Annotated in this window: 12 protein-coding genes; 3 read left to right on the forward strand and 9 right to left on the reverse strand. The window is 70.2% G+C overall.

Going from position 1 to position 18153, the window contains the following annotated elements:
- Position 1: 1 nt before the first annotated feature.
- Complete coding sequence (gene rplU / locus BLV57_RS22255; RefSeq protein WP_091291673.1) at positions 2–316, reverse strand: 50S ribosomal protein L21; 315 nt, start codon at positions 314–316, stop codon at positions 2–4.
- A gap of 164 nt (positions 317–480) precedes the next feature.
- Positions 481–3303 carry a translation initiation factor IF-2 N-terminal domain-containing protein gene (locus tag BLV57_RS22260; RefSeq protein ID WP_091291675.1) on the reverse strand — a complete coding sequence of 941 codons (2823 nt, stop codon included), beginning with the start codon at positions 3301–3303 and terminating at the stop codon, positions 481–483.
- 494 nt (positions 3304–3797) lie between these two features.
- Here BLV57_RS22260 and BLV57_RS22265 point away from each other — a divergent pair, with 494 nt between their 5' ends.
- Complete coding sequence (locus BLV57_RS22265; protein WP_091291998.1) at positions 3798–5219, forward strand: S8 family peptidase; 1422 nt, start codon at positions 3798–3800, stop codon at positions 5217–5219.
- Here the strand turns inward: BLV57_RS22265 and BLV57_RS22270 are convergent.
- Both BLV57_RS22270 and BLV57_RS22275 read right to left on the reverse strand, forming a co-directional pair.
- Entirely contained in the window at positions 5216–7333 is a 2118-nt protein-coding gene (locus BLV57_RS22270; RefSeq protein ID WP_091291677.1) for a S9 family peptidase, read from the reverse strand. The genes BLV57_RS22265 and BLV57_RS22270 overlap by 4 nt on opposite strands.
- 20 nt (positions 7334–7353) lie before the next feature.
- Positions 7354–8010 (reverse strand): DUF4097 family beta strand repeat-containing protein, encoded by a 657-nt coding sequence (locus tag BLV57_RS22275; RefSeq protein ID WP_091291679.1) that lies wholly within the window; start codon positions 8008–8010, stop codon positions 7354–7356.
- A gap of 218 nt (positions 8011–8228) precedes the next feature.
- Here BLV57_RS22275 and BLV57_RS22280 point away from each other — a divergent pair, with 218 nt between their 5' ends.
- Complete coding sequence (locus BLV57_RS22280) at positions 8229–8945, forward strand: helix-turn-helix domain-containing protein (protein ID WP_091291681.1); 717 nt, start codon at positions 8229–8231, stop codon at positions 8943–8945.
- Positions 8946–8986: 41 nt separating this feature from the next.
- Here the strand turns inward: BLV57_RS22280 and BLV57_RS22285 are convergent, their stop codons facing one another.
- The 4 genes from BLV57_RS22285 to BLV57_RS22300 all read right to left on the reverse strand — a co-directional run bounded on the left by BLV57_RS22285 (position 8987) and on the right by BLV57_RS22300 (position 14104).
- Positions 8987–9814 (reverse strand): ABC transporter permease, encoded by an 828-nt coding sequence (locus BLV57_RS22285; RefSeq protein WP_091291683.1) that lies wholly within the window; start codon positions 9812–9814, stop codon positions 8987–8989.
- The gene (locus BLV57_RS22290; protein ID WP_091291685.1) at positions 9815–10621 is read right to left on the reverse strand and encodes an ABC transporter permease; all 807 of its coding nucleotides are present in this window, start codon (positions 10619–10621) and stop codon (positions 9815–9817) included.
- Positions 10621–11526, reverse strand: a complete 906-nt coding sequence (locus BLV57_RS22295; protein ID WP_091291999.1) for an ABC transporter ATP-binding protein — start codon at positions 11524–11526, stop codon at positions 10621–10623. The genes BLV57_RS22290 and BLV57_RS22295 overlap by 1 nt, the downstream gene beginning before the upstream one ends.
- Before the next feature lie 76 nt (positions 11527–11602).
- The gene (locus BLV57_RS22300) at positions 11603–14104 is read right to left on the reverse strand and encodes a VMAP-C domain-containing protein (protein WP_176968745.1); all 2502 of its coding nucleotides are present in this window, start codon (positions 14102–14104) and stop codon (positions 11603–11605) included.
- A 76-nt stretch (positions 14105–14180) separates the two neighbouring features.
- Here BLV57_RS22300 and BLV57_RS22305 point away from each other — a divergent pair, with 76 nt between their 5' ends.
- Positions 14181–14789, forward strand: a complete 609-nt coding sequence (locus BLV57_RS22305; RefSeq protein WP_091291689.1) for an adenylate/guanylate cyclase domain-containing protein — start codon at positions 14181–14183, stop codon at positions 14787–14789.
- Positions 14790–14836: 47 nt separating this feature from the next.
- Here the strand turns inward: BLV57_RS22305 and BLV57_RS22310 are convergent, their stop codons facing one another.
- Positions 14837–18145: a phosphodiester glycosidase family protein gene (locus BLV57_RS22310; protein WP_091291691.1), complete on the reverse strand. Its 3309-nt coding sequence runs from the start codon at positions 18143–18145 to the stop codon at positions 14837–14839.
- Positions 18146–18153: the final 8 nt, after the last annotated feature.

Raw genomic sequence — 18153 nt, forward strand, 5'->3', positions numbered from 1 at the left:
TTTACTGGTTGATGCCGGTGACCTCGACGCGGGTCAGCTTCTGCCTGTGACCCTGGCGCTTGTGGTAACCGGTCTTGTTCTTGAACTTGTGGATGCGGATCTTGGGACCCTTGGTCTGCTCGACGACCTTGCCGGTAACCGAGACCTTCGCCAACGCGTCCGCGTCCGTGGTCACTTCGCTGCCGTCCACAACGAGGATGGCGGGGAAGGTGTGCTCGGTACCAGGCGCGCCCTCGAGCTTCTCGACCTCGACGACGTCGCCGACGGCCACCTTGTACTGCTTGCCGCCGGTCTTGACGATCGCGTACGCCGACACGGGAGTCTCCTGCTTACTCGACAACGGGTGGGGGATTGTGCGGACGGCCCGCCGTGGGAGGAGCGGTCCAGGTCCTGCACAATGCGGCCCGCTCTACTGGCGGGCCGCATTACAGGTTACGTGCTGTGCTGCACAGGGGTCACACCGGGGTGGTCAAACCCTGTTCACGAAGGGTTCTCCGCGCTGACCGGCGGGCCTGCCGGGCGGGAAGCCGCCCTGCGGGGCCGCCGCCTGGCCGAACGCACGGCCGGAGCCGGGACGCTGACCTCGGGAGCGGGCTCTTCGGGGATGAAGTCCGTAGTCGCCGACGGAGCGGCTTCCACCTGGGCTTCTTCCGTGCTCTCCTCGGTCTCGGGCGCCTCGGCGGCCTCAGCCACCTCGGTCACCTCGACCGTGGTTTCGGGGGCTTCTTCGGCCTCGGCGGCCTCAGTAGCCTCAGCAGTCACTTCCTGTGACGGCTCTTCGGTGACCTCGACGGCGTGGCCGTTCAGCGCGGCGTGCTCCTCGTCCTTCGCCTTGGCGGCGTTGGCGATGGCCTGCACGGCCGAGACGACCGACTCACGCTGCTCCGGCGTCGGAGCAGCCGGGACTTCGGCCACCTTCGCGGCGGCGTGCTGCTCGGCCTCGTCGGCCTTGCCGCCGCCCCGGTTGCGCGAGCGGCGCGAACCGCCGCCACCGGACGACTGCTGCTGCTGGTTCTGCTGCTGGCCGCCACCGTTGCCATTGCCACCGCCCGGTGTGCGCTGCGGCTCGGACGTGACGACCACGCCACGGCCCTTGCAGTGCTCACACGAGGTGGAGAAGGCCTCCAGCAGGCCGGTGCCGATCTTCTTGCGGGTCATCTGCACCAGGCCGAGCGAGGTGACCTCGGCCACCTGGTGGCGGGTGCGGTCCCGGCCGAGGCACTCGGTCAGGCGGCGCAGCACCAGCTCGCGGTTGGACTCGAGCACCATGTCGATGAAGTCGATGACGATGATGCCGCCGATGTCACGCAGCCGGAGCTGGCGGACGATCTCCTCGGCGGACTCCAGGTTGTTCCTGGTGACCGTCTCTTCGAGGTTGCCGCCCGACCCGGTGAACTTGCCGGTGTTGACGTCGATGACCGTCATCGCCTCGGTGCGGTCGATGACCAGGTAACCACCGGAGGGCAGCCAGACCTTGCGGTCGAGCGCCTTGGTGATCTGCTCGTCGATGCGGTGGTCGTGGAACGCGTCACCGGTGCCGGTGTAGCGCTTGAGGCGGTCGGCGAGGTCCGGCGCCACGTTCTCGACGTAGGTGTGGATGGTCTCCCACGCCGTGTTCCCCTGGATCTCCAGCGTGGAGAAGTCCTCGGTGAACAGGTCGCGGACGACCTTGACCAGCAGGTCGGGCTCTTCGTAGAGCAGGGTCGGCGCGCTGGACTTCTTGCCGGTGCTCGCGTCGGCCTTCTCCTTGATGACGTCCCACTGCGACTTGAGCCGCGAGACGTCCCGGCCGAGCTCCTCCTCGCTGATGCCCTCCGAGGCGGTGCGGATGATCACACCGGCGTCCTCGGGGACGATGCGCTTGAGGATGTCCTTGAGGCGGCGACGCTCGTTCTCCGGCAGCTTGCGGGAGATACCGGTGGCGCCACCGGCCGGGACGTAGACCAGGAAGCGGCCGGGCAGCGAGATCTGCGTGGTCAGGCGGGCGCCCTTGTGGCCGACCGGGTCCTTCGTGACCTGCACGAGGACGCTGTCGCCACTGGACAGTGCCTGCTCGATCTTGCGCGCCTTGCCTTCGAGGCCGGCGGCGTCCCAGTCGACCTCACCGGCGTAGAGCACGGCGTTGCGGCCGCGGCCGATGTCGATGAACGCGGCCTCCATCGAGGGCAGCACGTTCTGCACGCGGCCCAGGTAGACGTTGCCGACGATCGAGCCGGTGCCCGACGAGGTCACGAAGTGCTCGACCAGCACGCCGTCTTCCAGCACGCCGATCTGCGTGGACTCGCCGCGCTCGGCGACGACCATGGCGCGCTCGACCGACTCGCGGCGGGCGAGGAACTCGGCCTCGGACAGGATCGGCGCGCGGCGGCGACCGGCCTCGCGGCCGTCACGGCGGCGCTGGCGCTTGGCCTCCAGCCGCGTCGAGCCGCGCACGCTGCGCACCTCGTCGCGGGCGGGGCGCTCACGCTCGGGGCGCTCGGTCGCCTCGCCCTTGGCCGGGCGGGTGTGCACGACCGTGTTCGGCGGGTCGTCGCTGGTGGCGACGTCACCGTCGTCCTCGCCGCCCTTGCGGCGGCGACGGCGGCGACGGCGCTTGCTGCCGCCTTCGGCGTCCCCGCCGTCGGCATCGGCTTCGGCGTCTTCCTCGGCGACGACCTCGACGACCGCTTCGGCGTCTTCGTCGTCGGACTTCTCGGCGGCGGGCTCGGACTGCTCCTCGCCCTCTTCGCCCGCGGTGTCCTCGGCGCCCTTGCCACGGCCACGGCCACGGCGGCCGCGACGACGGCGGCGGCGACCGGAGTCGTCACCGTCCTCGGCGGTGTCGGCGCCCTCGGCCTGGGGCCGCTCTTCCTCGGTGTCCTCGTCCGCCTCGGCGACGAGCTCGGGCTCCGGCTTGCGCGCGGGCTTCGCGGCCGCGGGCTCCGGCGGCAGGAAGATCGGCGACGGCGCGGCGAAGACCGGCACGTGCGCGGCGACCCGGCGCTTCGGGGCGGGCTCGGGCTCGGGTTCCGGCTCGACGACGGGCTCTGGCTCGGCGACCGGGGTCACTTCGGCCTCGGGCTCGCCTGCGAGGCCCAGCGACTCGGCGAGCTTGATCGCGACGTCGCGGGACACGCTGGACTGCGCGCTCCGGACGCTTTCGCCCAGTTCAGCGAGCTTGGTGAGCAGTTCGCGGCTGTTCGAATCGAGCAGCTTGGCCAGCGCGTGCACGCGGATCCTGGCGGGCAGGCCGTCCAGCGGACCGGTCGTGGATGTGGCGGTATTCCCGCCGGTGTTCTCGGCGGGTGTGTCCGCGTTCGACATATATCTCCTCCGCCCCCGGGCGCGTCTGCCGAATTTCACCGGCATTGACGCGGCCGCGCAGGGGCCCCTTTCTGTTCGTTCCGCCGTGGTGGTCACCGACGACGGGAATCCTTGCCTTCGACCGTTGACGTCGCCGGGTCTCCGGCGGCCGCGCACGGCTTGAGGTCCACTTCGGCGGGGCCCTCGCCGCCCACCTACCACGCCTTCGTCGAGCCGCTTGCAAAGCAGCGACGAGCGCGGAGCTCGCGAGGTCCTTCACCGGGTCGTAACGCCGCAGGCGGCGCCTGCGGACCTGACGACCGATTCGAGTATCCCACACGACCGACCGCTCGCCGTGTGGCCGGTGACACGGGCGAGTCACCATCAGGTCACCATGGGCAGTCGCGACCCACCTCTCGGGCGAACTTTCCGCCAGCGCTTGTCCGCCCGTCGATCGGTGGTTACCGTGCGGCTTCAGGCAGGTGGAAGGCCATTCGATCGAGTGGGGAGGTGCGGTGCGCGTGCTGGCACGACCGCTGGTCGCACTGGGCTGCGCCTCGCTGGTGATCGCGCTGGTCACCGGCCCCGCCGTCGCCGACGAGGCCCCTTCGTCCTGCCCCTCCGCCGGGCGCGCGCTGCGCTACGTGACCGTGTTCCCGCGGGGCACCACCGAGGCCGAGGCCGAGTCGCAGATCACCACCGCCTGTGGCGCCACGACCGTGTACTACCCGCAGATCGCCGTCGGCGTGGCGACCTCGCCCGATCCGCGCTTCGGCGAGCGGTTCGGCGCCGACCGCGCGTTCAGCGCGCAGGCCGAGCGGCTCGCGGCGCAGCAGAACCTGGCGGTGAAGCCGACGCCCGCCCGCTCCGAACTCCCCCAGACCGACCCGGCCAAGGTGCCCGCCACCGACCGGGCCGACGAGCAGTGGGACATGAAGGCGATCAACGCCGTCGCGGCCAGGGCCGTCAACCCCGGCAAGCGGTCCGTGGTGGTCGGCGTGCTCGACTCCGGCGTCGACCCGGCACACCCCGACCTGGCGCCCGCGCTGGCGGCAGGCGAGTCGGCTGGCTGCCTGACCGGCGCGCCCGACACCAGCCCCAAGGCCTGGGCCCCGACGACCTCGGCGCACGGCACCCACGTCGCGGGCACCATCGCCGCGGCCGATGACGGCAAGGGCATCACCGGTGTCGCGCCCGGCGTGCGGATCGCCTCGGTGAAGGTGATCGACGACCGGGGCTACGTCGACCCCGAAGCCGCCGTCTGCGGGCTGATGTGGGCGGCCAAGCAGCACATGAAGGTGACGAACAGCAGCTTCTTCGTGGACCCGTGGGCCTTGTCGTGCGCGCACAACAAAGATCACCGGGTCGTGCGAGAGGTGCTCGCGCGCGCCGTCGAATACAGCACCTCCGCCGGGACGCTGAACGTCGCGGCGGCGACGAACGAGGCGGTCAACCTGACCCCGTCGCCGCGGTCCGGGTCGGCCAAGGCCACCGGCTGCGAGGCGCTGCCCGCCGGGCTGCGCGACGTGGTGGCGGTCTCGGCCGTCGGCGCCGACCGGGTCAAGGCGGGCTACAGCTCGTACGGGCTGGGCGTGATCGATGTCACGGCGCCGGGCGGCGATCCTGGCGAATGCGTCCTGTCGACCGTGCCCGGCGGCTACGCGCCGCTGTGCGGGACCTCGATGGCGGCCCCGCACGTGACCGGTGTGGTCGCGCTGCTGGCTTCGGCGCACCCCGGTTACGGTCCGCGACAGCTGCGCAAGACGCTCGACGCCCAAGCGCAGCCGATCGCGTGTCCCGACGACTACGACCTCACCGGCGACGGCACGCAGGACGCGTACTGCGCCGGTTATGAGGGGTACAACGGTTTCTACGGGCACGGCATGGCCGACGCGATGGCGGCCGTCGCACCCGCCGTGCGCTCGCTCGCCGGTTAGGCGAACATCTCGGCCAGCAGCTCGGGGCCGATCACGATCGGCGCCGGACGGTAGGCGGGCGGCTTCGTCCCCATCAGCTCGCGCACCAGGAAGTCCCAGGCACGCGTGCGGACGTAGGCCAGGCAGTCGATGAACGTGTGCTCGGCGCCGGGCACGATCAACAGTTCGAAGTCCTTGTTCGCGGCGACGAGCCGGTCGGCCAGCCGCAGTGTCTGAGCGGGGTGCACCTGGTCGTCCATCTCGCCGTGGATGAGCAAGAGCTTGCCAGCCAAGCGATCCGCGATGTCCACATTGGACGCTCGGGCCCACGCCTCCGGGTTGTCCGCGCCGTCGTAGGTCTCCACGAAGGCGAGGTTGAAGGTGGGGGCGTCGTGTGAGCCGGACATCGCGACACCGGCCTTGTACAGCTCGGGGAAGTCCAGCATCGCCCTGGCCGCGGCGAACCCGCCGCCGGAGTGGCCGAACGCGCCCACCCGGTCGAGGTCCATCCACGGCCGGGTCTCGGCCAGCTGCCCCAGCGCCGCGACGTGGTCGACCAGGCTGCCCGCGTCGGCGAGCTTGGCCTCGTGGAACGCCTTGCTCCGGCCGGGAGTGCCGCGGCCGTCGAGCGCGACGACCACGAAACCCAGCGCGGCAAGGGGTTCCGCGTCGAGTCCCATGCCGCCGGGGTCGAAGCACGGGGCGACCCTGGTGACCTGCGGGCCGGGATAGACGTTGTCCACCACCGGATACCGCCGGGCGGGGTCGAAGCCGTGCGGCCGGTAGAGCACGCCGTAGATGTCGGTCACCCCGTCGGCCGCCTTGACGCGGAACCGTTCCGGCGCCGACCAGCCGGTGGCCTCGAGCTGGGTGATGTCGGCGCGTTCCAGCTCGACCAGCACCCGGCCTGCGCGGTCGCGCACCGTGGTCACCGGCGGGGTGTCCACAGTGGACGCCGAGTCGACGAAGTACGGCATGCCGTCCGGGATCGTGACGACATGGTCGAGATCGTCGTCGGTGAGCTTGGCGAAACCGGTGCCGTCCAAGCCGATCCGGCACACCGTGCGCCGGTACGGGTCCTCGGCGACCAGGCCGGAGGCGGTGAAGTACACCGCCCGCTCGGCTTCGTCGACGTGCAAGATCTGGCGCACCGCCCACTCGCCTGCCGTGACCTGGCCGAGGAGTTCGCCGGTGTGGAGGTCGTAGCGGTAAAGGTGACCCCAGCCGTCGCGCTGCGAGTACCAGAGCACCTCGCCGTCGAGCACCCGCACGATCGGCGGATCGGTCCGCCACTGGTTGGGCTCGACCCGGGTCGTCCCGGTCTCGCTGAGGACGGTCGTGACCGCGCCGGTGGCCGGGTCCAACCGGCGCAGGGTCAAGGTGCGCAGGTCACGGGGCTGGTCGAGGTAGTAGACCGCCGCGCCGTCCGGCGCCCACCACGCCCACTTGGCGGTGATCGGCGAGAGCACCGGCATGAGCAGTGGCTCGGCCTGCGCCCTGACCACCGAGCCGTCGGTGACGTCCAGTACGACCAGTTCCGCCAGCGGCAGGTGCTCGTCGCCTGGGTAGGCGTAGCGCTGGGTGTGCGTGACCGGGACGCCGCCGTCGGCGGGCCTGGCCTCCACCAGGTGGGTCTGCCGGACGGCGCGCTCGTCGGTGCGGTGCGCCAAAACCTTGGTGGAGTCGGGCGACCAGGCCACCGCGGGCGGCAGGTGTGGCAGGCCGATCTTGTGCAGCAGGGTGGGATTGCTCGTGCAGTCAGGGCCGGTGCCGTATTCGTGGCCGGGCTCGCCGTCGGTGGTCAGCGCCCACTCGCGGCCGTCGGTGAGCGAGCGGGCCCACAAGTCGTGGCCTCGCCGCGAAACCGCGACCTTGCCGTCGGGTGAAGGCACTTCCAGCGGGTTGCCCGGCTGCGCCGCCGGGAGGGCGGACGGGTCGAAGCCGGGATCGCGGGTGCCCGCCGCCGGGTCGACCAGGACGAACCGGTGACCGGCGCCGGTGTTCACCGCGTACCAGAAGCGGGTGCCGCCGTCGATCCACTGTGGCCTGACCTTGTCGCCGACGACGAGTTCGCCGGGGCTGGCCGGGCGGCGGAGAAGTCGTTCCGCCGCCCGGTAATCCTGCGTGGTGCTCACGTGGTGGTCTTCTTTCTGGTTCAGAGGCTGCTGGCGGCGATGTCGCCGTGCGCGGTGGTGGCGCGGATGACGAGGTCGGCGACACCGTTGTTCTTGAGCGAGTTGTGGATCCGGCCGTACGAGGTGCCCGCGTCCAGCGAGGCGGAGACGCCGGCGGCCGCGCCGATCGAGACGTCGCCGGACTGGGTGCTCAGGGTCACCGTGCCGCGCGTGGCCTCGTCGATCTTGATCGAGCCCTGCTCGGTGGTGATCTCCGCGGGGCCGGTGAGGCGGCCGACCGTGACGTCACCGGCGTGAGTGGTGACGCGGGCACTCGTCGCCTCGTCGATCTTGATCGAGCCCTGCGCGCCGTCGAAGGTGACGTCGCCGAAGCGCCCGACACCGCGGAAGTCCGCGGCGGCGGCCTTGGCGTCGACCCGGGAACCGGCGGGCAGCTGGACGGTCACCTCGACGGAACCGGTGTTGCCGAGGACCTTGCTCTTCGCCTCGATCCGCAGAACGCCGCCCGCGTAGTCGACCGTGGTCTGCTCGGCGACCTTCACGTCGCGGGCCTTCGAGGCGTCGGCGGGCCGGACCTCGACCACGGTGTCGGCCCGGTCGGCGGCGATGACCTGAACGCGCCCGGCGGGGATGTCGATGAGGGTGGAGATCGCGGTGGGGGTGTCGAACTTCTGCATGATGTTCAGCTCCTGTGCTCGTTGTTTCTGATGATGGAAACGCTACGTTGCGTTCGCAGATCGAGCAACAGCTTCGTTGCGAAGAACTCTTGTTTAGGCAGTTCAAAGGCTTACAATCGTTGCAATGGATCTGAATTCAATGCAACGTCGCGCCGCGTTGCGTTGCAATGGTTGGGAATTGAACGCTATGCTGGGCGCTCAGCCGGAAGGAGATCGCGATGCCGGGAGGCAGGCTCACCCAGCAGGAGCGCCAGCAGATCGCGCTGGGCGTGGCCGACGGCCTCGCGTACGCGGAGATCGCGCGGCGGCTCGACCGTCCCACCTCGACGATCACGCGCGAGGTGATGCGCAACGGCGGCCCGACGGGATACCGCGCCGACTTGGCGCATCACGCCACCGAACGCCGCACGCACCGCCGCAGGCAGACCGCGCCGCGCGGACAGGCCTCTCCCCCGCTCGAGCACGGCCGGGACGCCGACGCCGTTCGCGAGTACGAGGAGTCGTTCGTCGCGCTGCTCATCCAGCAGGGCCTGCCGAAGATGATGGCCGGGGTGCTGACCTGCCTCTACACGGCGGATTCCGGCACGCTCACCGCGGCCGAACTCGTCCAGCGGCTCCAGGTCAGCCCGGCGTCGATCTCGAAGGCGGTCACGTTCCTCGAAGGCCAAGGCCTGATCCGGCGCGAACGCGACGAACGCAGGCGCGAGCGGTACGTCGTCGACGATGACGTCTGGTATCAGTCGATGATCGCCAGCGCCCGCACCATCGCCCAGCTTTCCGAGACCGCGCGGCAGGGCGTCACGGTGCTCGGCGCGAACACCCCGGCGGGCGTCCGGCTCGAGAACATCTCCCGCTTCACCGCTTTCGTCGGCGAGAGCATCACGCGCGCCGCGGAACAGGGCCGCGACATCCTTTACGGCACAAAGGAGTCGTGAGTGCCGCGGCCGGTTCTAACCGGTCAAAACACTCACGACTCTTACTTCAGGAGGAGGTGGCCGAGGCGCTTCGAGGTGGCCCAGATGCCGAGTCCGGCCATGGCCAGCAGGTAGGCGAGATTGCCGAGCATGGACGGTTCGAGCACGCCGACCGAGAGCGCGCGCATCAGCTCGACGCCGTGGTACAGCGGGAAACAACGGACCACGATCTGGAGCGCCTCCGGATAGACCGACAGCGGGTAGAAGGTGGTCGAGAACAGGAACAGCGGCATCAGCACGAGCTGGATGTAGTCGAACTGCGAGGTCGACCGCAGGAAGCTCGCGCCCGCCATGCCGATCGAGGCGAACGCGAACGAGATCAGCAGCGCGACCGGCACCAGCAGGAGCGCCCACGGGCTGTGGACGAGCCCCATCACCGCCATCACGCCGAGGAAGCCGAGCGCGTAGATGCCGCCGCGCACCACGGCCCAGGAGATCTCGCCGATCGCGACGTCGAACGGGCCCATCGGGGTCGACAGGACCGCGTCGTACAGCTTGGAGTGCCGGAGTTTGAAGAACATGTTGTACGTGGAGTCGAACACGGCGCCGTTCATCGCCGCCGACGCCATGAGCGCGGGCGCGACGAAGGCGACGTAGCTCATCGTCTGGCCGCCGGGTCCGGCGACCTCGGTGACCAGCCTGCCGAAGCCGTACTGGAAGGCCAGCAGGTACAGCACCGGCTCCAGCGCCCCGGACAGGAACATCAGCCAGATCCGGGAGTAGACGAGGATCGACCGCTCCACGAGCGCGCTCGCACGGCCCGCGTACATCGCGGCGGGCAGCACGCGCAGCAGCAGCCCGCGGCGCCCGGTCTGTTCGAGGATGCTCATTCAGACCACCAGCCGACGGTAGAAGTTCCGGCGGGCGAGGTACGCGCCGGCGCCGCTCAGCGCGCACAGGAACGCGAAGTGACCCAGCAACGCGAGAGGTCCAGGCCCGGCGCCCATGGCTCCGCGCGCGAGCTCGTTTCCGTGCCACAGCGGGGAAATCCAGGTGAGCCAGCGCAGGAACAGCGGCAGCTGGGAGATTGGGAAGAAGGTGCCGCTGAACAGGATCATCGGCATCAGCACGAAGCGGAACAGCATCCCGAACCGCTCCCCCTCGTCATGGGTCGCCGCGGCGAACGCCATGATCGGCGCGGCCGTCGCCATCCCGGCGAAGACGCCGATCACGATGACCAGCAGCACCCCGGCATTGGCCCAGGCGCCGAAGAACGCCGCGACCACCGCGTACGTCACGGCGGCCAGCAGCAGCCGGATACCGATCCAGATCGCGTGCCCGCCGCACACCTGGCCGGGACTGACCGGGGTCGCGGTGGCGGCGACGAAATGCCGTTGCCACTTGAACCCGGACAGCACCGCGTACGTCGACTCGCCGACGGCGAACTGGATCCCGCCCGCGACCAGCAGGCACGGCGCGATGTACTGCAGATACGGCAGGCCGCCGGTGGCGGGCCCGGCCTCCACCTGGGACCCGAAGCCGAGCCCCATCGCACCGAGGAACAGCACGGGCTGCAGGCCGCTCGAATACAGCGTCGCCCGCCAGTAGCGTCGATACCAGGTCCAGTAGGCCTCGACCTGCGCCCAAGCGCCCGCCCACGCTCCCGGCACCCGGCCCGTCGACCGCGCGGTGGTCATCACTCCACCAGCGATCGGCCGGTGAGGCGGAGGAACACGTCCTCCAGGCTGCTGCGCCGGACCAGGCTCGACACCGGCCGGTGCCCCTCGGCGTGCACCCGCTCCAAGGTGGCCTCCCCCTGCGGCGTGTAGAGCAACGCCCGGTCGGCCAGCACCTCGACGCGCTCGGCGAACCGGCTCAGGTCGGGCGCCGCTTCGCCAGGCGGGAACCGCAGCTCCAGCACCTCGCGGGTGGAGTACTTGGCGATCAGCCCCGACGGCGAGCCCTCGGCGACGATCCGCCCGTTGTCCATGACGACCAAGCGGTCGCAGAGCTGCTCGGCCTCGTCCATGTAGTGGGTGGTGATGATGAGCGTGACCCCGTTGGCCTTGAGCCGGAACAGCCTGTCCCACAACAGATGCCGGGCCTGCGGGTCGAGCCCGGTGGTCGGCTCGTCGAGCAGCAGCAGCTCGGGATCGTTGACCAGCGAGCGCGCGATGGTGAGCCTGCGCTTCATGCCGCCGGAGAGCGCTTCCACCTCGGCGTTCTCGCGATCGGACAGCTGCGCGAACTCCAGCAGCTCCCCCGCCTTCTCCTTGACGTGCGCACGCGAGAGGCCGAAATAGCGCCCGTAGACCTGGAGGTTCTGCCGGACGGTGAGCTCGGTGTCGAGGTTGTCCTGCTGCGGGACCACGCCGAGCCTGGCGCGGATCTTCGGCCCGTCGACGCTCGGGTCCATGCCGAGCACCTTGAGATCGCCATCGGACCGCGGCGAGACGGTGGCGATCATCCGCATGGTCGACGACTTGCCTGCCCCGTTCGGCCCGAGGAACCCGAACGCCTCGCCCCGCTTGACCTGCACGTCGATCCCGCGCACGGCTTCGAACTCGCCGAAACGCTTCACCAGCGCCTTCGCCTGCACCATCGGTTCGTCGTGATCCACGCTTCGCAGCCTAAGACCCACCACCGACACTTTTCGACCGCTTTACGTTCAGCGCAGGTCAGCCCGCGCTCCGCTCGGTCGGCCTGGCCCGGACGAGCTCGTCGAGCCGTCGCACGGAGTCGGTATCACCCTCGATCAGGCGGATCATTTCGACCAACTCGGTCAAGCCACCCTCGTGCCGTTCGCACGCACGCAACAGCGCGATGATCTGAAGACGGTCCTGGGAGTGATGCGGGACTGCCTGGGCTATTTCGGGGCGCAGCATGGTGAACAGCCGTAACCGGACGGACGCGTCACGAACGGCCGGAATGGCGAGCATCGCTTCGGCCACGGCGAGAAACCCGGACTTCGTCGAGCCCACCTCGCCCAATCGCCGCACCCACGCGGACAACTGGGTTTTCATCGCGGTCACGGAAATCGGGCGATACGCCTCCGGATTCGCGTCCGCTCGGGCACGAATGGCGTCCCTATAAAAGGAATCGCTGGCGACGACGGTCAATGCCGCATCGGCCCCTTTCGCGTCCTTGGCTTCCAGGAGCCGAAACGCGGTTACGAGCGCCGCGCCGGCGAACCCATTCTGATCGACGAGAACCTCACCCGAGGTCACGGCGAGTCGCACCCGCAATTGCGCCTCGAAGACATGGGTCGCGTTGTGCAGTCTCAGTCCGGCGAGCAATCGGTCGGGCAGCCTGTCGGCGAACCAGCTCGTGGGGAATTCCGGCTTGGCCATGATGAACATGCCATCCCCGCGGTCTTCGACACGGCACTCGTTCCAGTAGATCCCCGACTCGTCGAACGCCGTCCGCACCACCTTGAACAAGCCCTCGCGAACGGCTGCCAGATGCGGCCGTGTCCGCATGGGATCGGTGAATCCCTCGGCATCCAGCGCCACGACCGTCACGTGATCATCCCGTGGCGGGCTCGGCTCGGCGGGCGCGAAGGACACCAGCCTGGTCGGATCGTCCCACAGCAGCACCAGCCCCGGCGCGACTTCGCCTTGCCGCGCGGCGAGCTGGGCGGTGTGCAGACGCTCGGGAAGCGCGAGCAGGCCGTCGTCTTCGGTGAGCCTGCCGATGGCCTCTCTCGCGTCCTCCACGCTCGCGCCGCCTCGATGCCAGACGACGGCGGGCAACCCGGCCCGCAGCGCCGCGGTCAGTTCGTCACCACCCGGCTCCGGCTCGCTCGACGGCGGTCTCGACAACACCATCGACGTCCACCGCGCATCGCTCAGCACCTGCTCGACGTTCGCCGCCTGCTCACGGCTGCCCGCGTACACGTGATCGGCGGACGGATGGCTCTTGAGCATGTCCCAGCGCCTGCGCCACACCCGGTGCCAATGGGACGCTCTCATGCGTTCCAGCGAACGCACCACGATCGGGTAGTCGAGGTTCAAGGGGCGGGGGTGCCCTGAATCGTGCTCCTTGCACCACTCGTGGATCGGCAGATCCAGCAGCGAGCGGGGTAGCACGAACTCCACGGCGACCTGGCTGTCCAGGTTCGCCCACGATCGCTCGGCCTCGACGATCAGGCGATCGACATGGTGTTCCAGATTCGACCGCTCGACCGTATGCGGTCCGCCGCGTGGCGGCGGCCACTCCTCCGGGCGTTCCTGCCGCCACTCGGAAACCAGGTACCGATCCCGGTCGACCGCATCCGGCTCGATCGCGATCATCAGGTACAGCCGCGCGTCGCCGGTCCGCCGGCGGCCGGTTGTCCGCACGGGCAGCGCCGACTCGAGGCCGAGCCGCCGCGCCTGCACGTCGTTCCAGTCCCGGAGCGCTGCCGCCAGGTCGTCGTCGACATGACCGGCGAGGAACTCGAGAAAGGCCAGGGCAGGCGGAAGGCTGTCTTCGGGCGCGGCGAACTCGGACAGCACGACGAAGGCCGCCCACGCGTCCGCGTCACGCTCCAGTGGCACCTGATGGCCGACGGCCTGCGCCGTGACTGACGCCAGCTCGGGCGTGGTCACGCCGGAAAGCAAGCCCCGAAGCCGGTTCAGTCCTTCGCCGGGCACCAGTGTCATCGCGGAAACCGCGCCGCGCAGCAGTTCGTACTCACGTGAGGCCGGCCGTAACATCCGGACCGCGTCGACCAGTGCCGCCATGCCACCGTCGGTCCGCGCGCAGACGTTGACCAGCTCGATCAGCGCCTCGCGGTGATCGAGCCGGTCGGGCACCGCCAGCGGGCGTCCCAGTGCGTCAGAGGTCAGGTCGACCAGCAGCCGCAGCGGATCGCCGAGCCCGGCCTCCACCAGCACCGTGACCACGGTGTCCCGCATCGAGCTGTCGACCGCACCGGCGAGCAGCTCACTCTCGCGGACGCCGAGCACACGGGCGAGCACCGCGACCTCGTCCGCGGTGAGGTACTTGCGCACTCCTGTTTCGATCTTGGCGACGGTGCCACGGGTCAGCGGCAGCCCTGCCTGGGTGCACTCGTCGGCCAGCCGCTGGGCGGACCAGCCCTTCGCGGTGCGCAGCCGCCGCACCCGGTCGGCGACGAGCCCGGTGACCGTCGTGTCCTGCATGTACCTCCGCCCGCCAGCCGTGCGGCCCCTGCTCAATGTAGCAGCATATTGCGATCTTGTTCCGAATCGGAACATACTGAGCCGACACGACGAGTCGACCGGAGGTGGCGTAGTGAACCTCCGGGCTCGCCAACCCGAACCTCGCTACCGCTCGATACTGGGTGCGGACATCGAGCACTCCACCGGGCACCTCAACACCGACAAAGGCGTGCTGCGCCAGGTGATGTACGACCTGTTTGACGAGGCGCTGGACGGCGCGGGCATCACCAAGGAGCATCGCGACAAGCCGCTCGATCGCGGTGACGGCTTCTTCGCGCTGATCCACGCGACCGACGAGGTGCCCAAGACGCTGATGCTGAACTCGGTCATCCCCACGGTGAACCGCCTGCTGACCGACCACGGACTCCGGCATCCGGAGCACCGGTTCAAGCTCCGGATCGCGGTACACGCGGGTGAGGTGCACCGGGACGACAACGGCTGGTTCGGCGAAGCCATCGACCTGACCCACCGGCTGCTGAACGCCATGGAACTGAAGCGCACACTGCGCCGGACCGACGCGTCGCTCGTGCTTGTCGCTTCCGACGACATCTACCAAGGCGTCATCAGACACGGCTACGACGGCATCGACGCCGACACCTTCGAGGCCCGGATCCGGGTCCGGCTCGGCGGCCGTTACCACCGCGGCTGGGTTCACATCCCTGTGCTGACAACAAGCTCGTGAGCGTTCCGGGCGGTTAGAACCGCCCGGAACGCTCACGACCCCAGTCGTCAGCCGACCTGCACGACCAGGCTTTGGCTCACGCCGTTGACAGTCACCGTCAGCCGAGCCGTCCCTGGGCGGATGGCCGTCAGCACGCCAGTCGCCGGGTCGAACGCCGCGATGTCCCACGGCGCCGCGCGCGGCCCGATGCGGGTTCCCCACGCGCCCGTCCACGTCGCGCTCACCGGGTACGCGACCGGCACCTGCCGCCCTCCCTGGGTGAGCACGGCCGAGACCGCCGCCGCACCACCGGGAGCCAACGTGGCGGGCCCCGAGATGCTCAGCGAGTCCACGTTCGGCCGGGTCTCGAAGCGCACCGGCTCCCGCCAGTCGGACGGGTCCATCCGGACGAGGGTCCAGCCCACGAAGCCGCCGTCGCCGGGCGCGGCCGCTGGCGCCTTGCCCGAGTTGCCGTTGATCAGGTACGGCACACCGTCCACACGCGACAGACTGAACACGCCGGCGTGTGAGGCGATCGCGCCGGCCGGTTTTCCTGACGCACGCTCGAAATCGGTGAGCCAGGACGTCAGGAGCGAGGCCTCCTTGCGGTCGGTCAGCTGCGAGCCGCCCGTCGGGCTCGGGTCCTTGACCGGGTGGTGCATCGCCACGACGACGCCGCGCACCGCGGGGTCGGCCTGCGCGCCGTCGAGGGCCGAGCGCAGCAGGCGGACTTGGTCGAAGCCGCCGCCGCGGAGCGTGCCGCGTGAGGAATCCAGGAGTATCAACCGGATCCCACGCACGTCGACCACGCGATGCGTTTCACCGAAGGCGGCTTGGAACTCGGCGAGTCCGTGGCCGCCGTCGGCTTCGTGGTTGCCGGGGACGTAGTACCAGGGGACCTTGCCTTCGAGTTCCTCCGTCAGCAGGGACTTGGCCAGCGCGAAGTCCGGTGCGGTGCCGCGATCGACCAGATCGCCGTTGATGAGGACCAGGTCCGGCTTGGCCGCGACGGCTTCGCGGAGCGCGCGGCGGGCCTGGACGGCCATGGCCGGGTTGTCCGAGGTGAACTGGGCGTCGCTGACGACGGCGATGCGCAGGCCGCCCGTGCCCGCTAGGCCGAGCGCCGGGTCGTGCGGGAGCGGGTCGGCGGGCACGTCGGCCGCCGGGGCGACCGAGAAGGTCAGGTCGTCGAAGACCAAGCGGCCTTCGTATTGCTGGTCCGGGATGTTTTCGACGGCGTAGAACCGGGTGAGCCGCTGCCCGGCCGGCAGCGCGGCGGGCACGACGGCCTCGGCGTAGCGCCAGCCGGTCCAGTCGACGCTCAGCGAGAAGTCGACGATCGAGGGGACGTTGGCGGCGTCGCGGAGTTCGCCGCGGACCCAGGCGCCCTTGCCGTCGCCGTTGATCCACAAGCCGATCTTCTGCGTGCCCGCCGGGACGGCCAGTGGCACGGCCGCCGTGACATAGGCGGCGCGCGTCGCGTTGGTGCCGGTCAGGCGGTAGTCCAGTGCCAGGCCTTGGCCGTCGTGGCCGGGCGCCTCGGACAGCGCGGCGCCGACGACAGCCGGGTAGACGCTCGCGCTCCAGCCGGTGGGACCGTCCAAACCGGACGCGATGCGGGACTCGGTGCCCACCGAGGTGCTGAGGTGCGTGGACAGCCCGGCCGCGGTCGCGGTGATGACCGACGCGCCGGTCGTTTTCAGCGCGGTCACGGCGAAACCGTCGCCGGACGGCTCGACGCGCACGAGCGAGTGGTCGTAGTCGAGCTTGACGTCGTCCGGCTCGATCCAGGTGCCGTAGCCGTCCGCGTCGTAGCCGAACACCTTGAACGTGCCGCGTGCCGAAGCGCCGGAGAGCGCGACCTGCTCGGTGCTCGTGGCCAGCCGGACCGCCTTGCCCAGCACGGAAAGCCCGAGCCGTCCGCGCGCGAGCCCCTGTCCGACACGGACTTCGACGTCACCGGGCTCGTGCGCGGTGAAGACGCCCCGCGTGACACTCCCCCGCGCCGGGCTCGTGGTGAACCACTGCGGCTGGGCGGCGACGGGCGCGCCGGTTTCGTCGTGGCCGCCCGCGAAAAGCTTGCGGGTCAGGCCAGGCAGCACGCGGCGGGCGTCGGCGGTGTCCTCGACCGGGCGCGGCGCGAACGCGGTCAGTTTGCCGGTGCCCGCGGCCGTCGCGAAGCCGATGCCGTTGGGCACGACGCGCTCGCCGCCGTCGGACGGCGAGTTGTGCACGGTCGGCGCGGATTCGCCTTCCTCGCGGGCGATCAGCGTCGACGAGCCGCCGCCGTCGAGGTTGATCGCGTCGGACGCACCGAGCGACTTCATGTGCCTGGCGAGTTCGAGTTCGGTCATGCCGCGGCTGTCGATCTGGCGGCCGTCGATGGTGGCGAGCCACATCTTCCGGCCGTCCGCCGAGAACCCGACGGCCGTGCGCGGGTGCATGGCGACCGAGTCGACCGGCTGGATCTGCCCGTTCTTGACGAGCACCTTGTTGCCGCCGACGGCGACCGCGATCTTCCCGGCGTCACTGCGCGGCGCGAAGCCGACGCCCACGGGATCGCCGGCCCGCACCGCGCTCAGCGCGTCGGCTCCGGCATCCCTGGCCAGCAGGACCGTGCTGCCTGCGGGAATCGGCCCGTCCACCGGCTGGGTGCGCACCGCGGTGACCAGGCCGCCGCGGATCTCGATCTCGCGCACCCTCGTCGCGCCGGTGACCGCCGTCCGCCGCGAAGACGTGCCCCACAACGGGGTGTAGATACCGAGGGAAGCGACCTCGGGACTGTTGAGGTTCGACGCGGTCAGCACCTGGCCGCCGGGCAGGGTGACCGACGCTTCGAGGAAGATTTCCGCGAGCCGCGCGCGCCCCGCTTCCGTGACCGAGGCGGTGAAGTTGTGTCCCGACGCGGGCGCCGTCTGGAGCTGGCTCTTGTCGATGCCGACGCCGATCGGCGCGCCGGAGGCGTTGATGTCGAAGAAGTCGCCGTTGACGCCCGCGACGGAGCCGGTCCGGGTGACCTGCTGCGAGAGCGGTGTTCTCGCGGAGACCGTGCCGGGGCTCAGATACGTGGGGCGCAACGACTTCACCGTGAGATCCACGGCGAGCGTGTCGCCGCGGATCCAGCCGAGCGGGTCGTAGCGGTCGAACTCGGTGAGGTTCAGCCCCGGCGCGACCGGCGAGGTGGCGCTGCTGGTGAGCAGGCCGTCGTCGGGCTCGGCGGTGGCGTAGGTGACGGGACCCTCGTGCGCCGAAGAGGCCGACGGCGCGGCTTCGACGGGCGGCGGGCCGAGCGGGGCGGACAGCGGGTCGGCGGTGGCGGGCGCGGTGAGGACGGACCCCAGCACGGCCGTGAGCGCAAGCAGGCGTGACTTCTTCACGAGCTACC

This window comes from Amycolatopsis xylanica (assembly GCF_900107045.1).
GTDB classification, from domain to species: domain Bacteria; phylum Actinomycetota; class Actinomycetes; order Mycobacteriales; family Pseudonocardiaceae; genus Amycolatopsis; species Amycolatopsis xylanica.

Coding starts and splice junctions, on each gene's coding strand:
- BLV57_RS22260 (WP_091291675.1), bottom strand. CDS start 3,303: ATGTCGAACGCGGACACACCCGCCGAGAACACCGGCGGGAATACCGCC.
- BLV57_RS22275 (WP_091291679.1), bottom strand. CDS start 8,010: ATGCAGAAGTTCGACACCCCCACCGCGATCTCCACCCTCATCGACATC.
- BLV57_RS22280 (WP_091291681.1), top strand. CDS start 8,229: ATGCCGGGAGGCAGGCTCACCCAGCAGGAGCGCCAGCAGATCGCGCTG.
- BLV57_RS22285 (WP_091291683.1), bottom strand. CDS start 9,814: ATGAGCATCCTCGAACAGACCGGGCGCCGCGGGCTGCTGCTGCGCGTG.
- BLV57_RS22290 (WP_091291685.1), bottom strand. CDS start 10,621: ATGACCACCGCGCGGTCGACGGGCCGGGTGCCGGGAGCGTGGGCGGGC.
- BLV57_RS22295 (WP_091291999.1), bottom strand. CDS start 11,526: ATGGTGCAGGCGAAGGCGCTGGTGAAGCGTTTCGGCGAGTTCGAAGCC.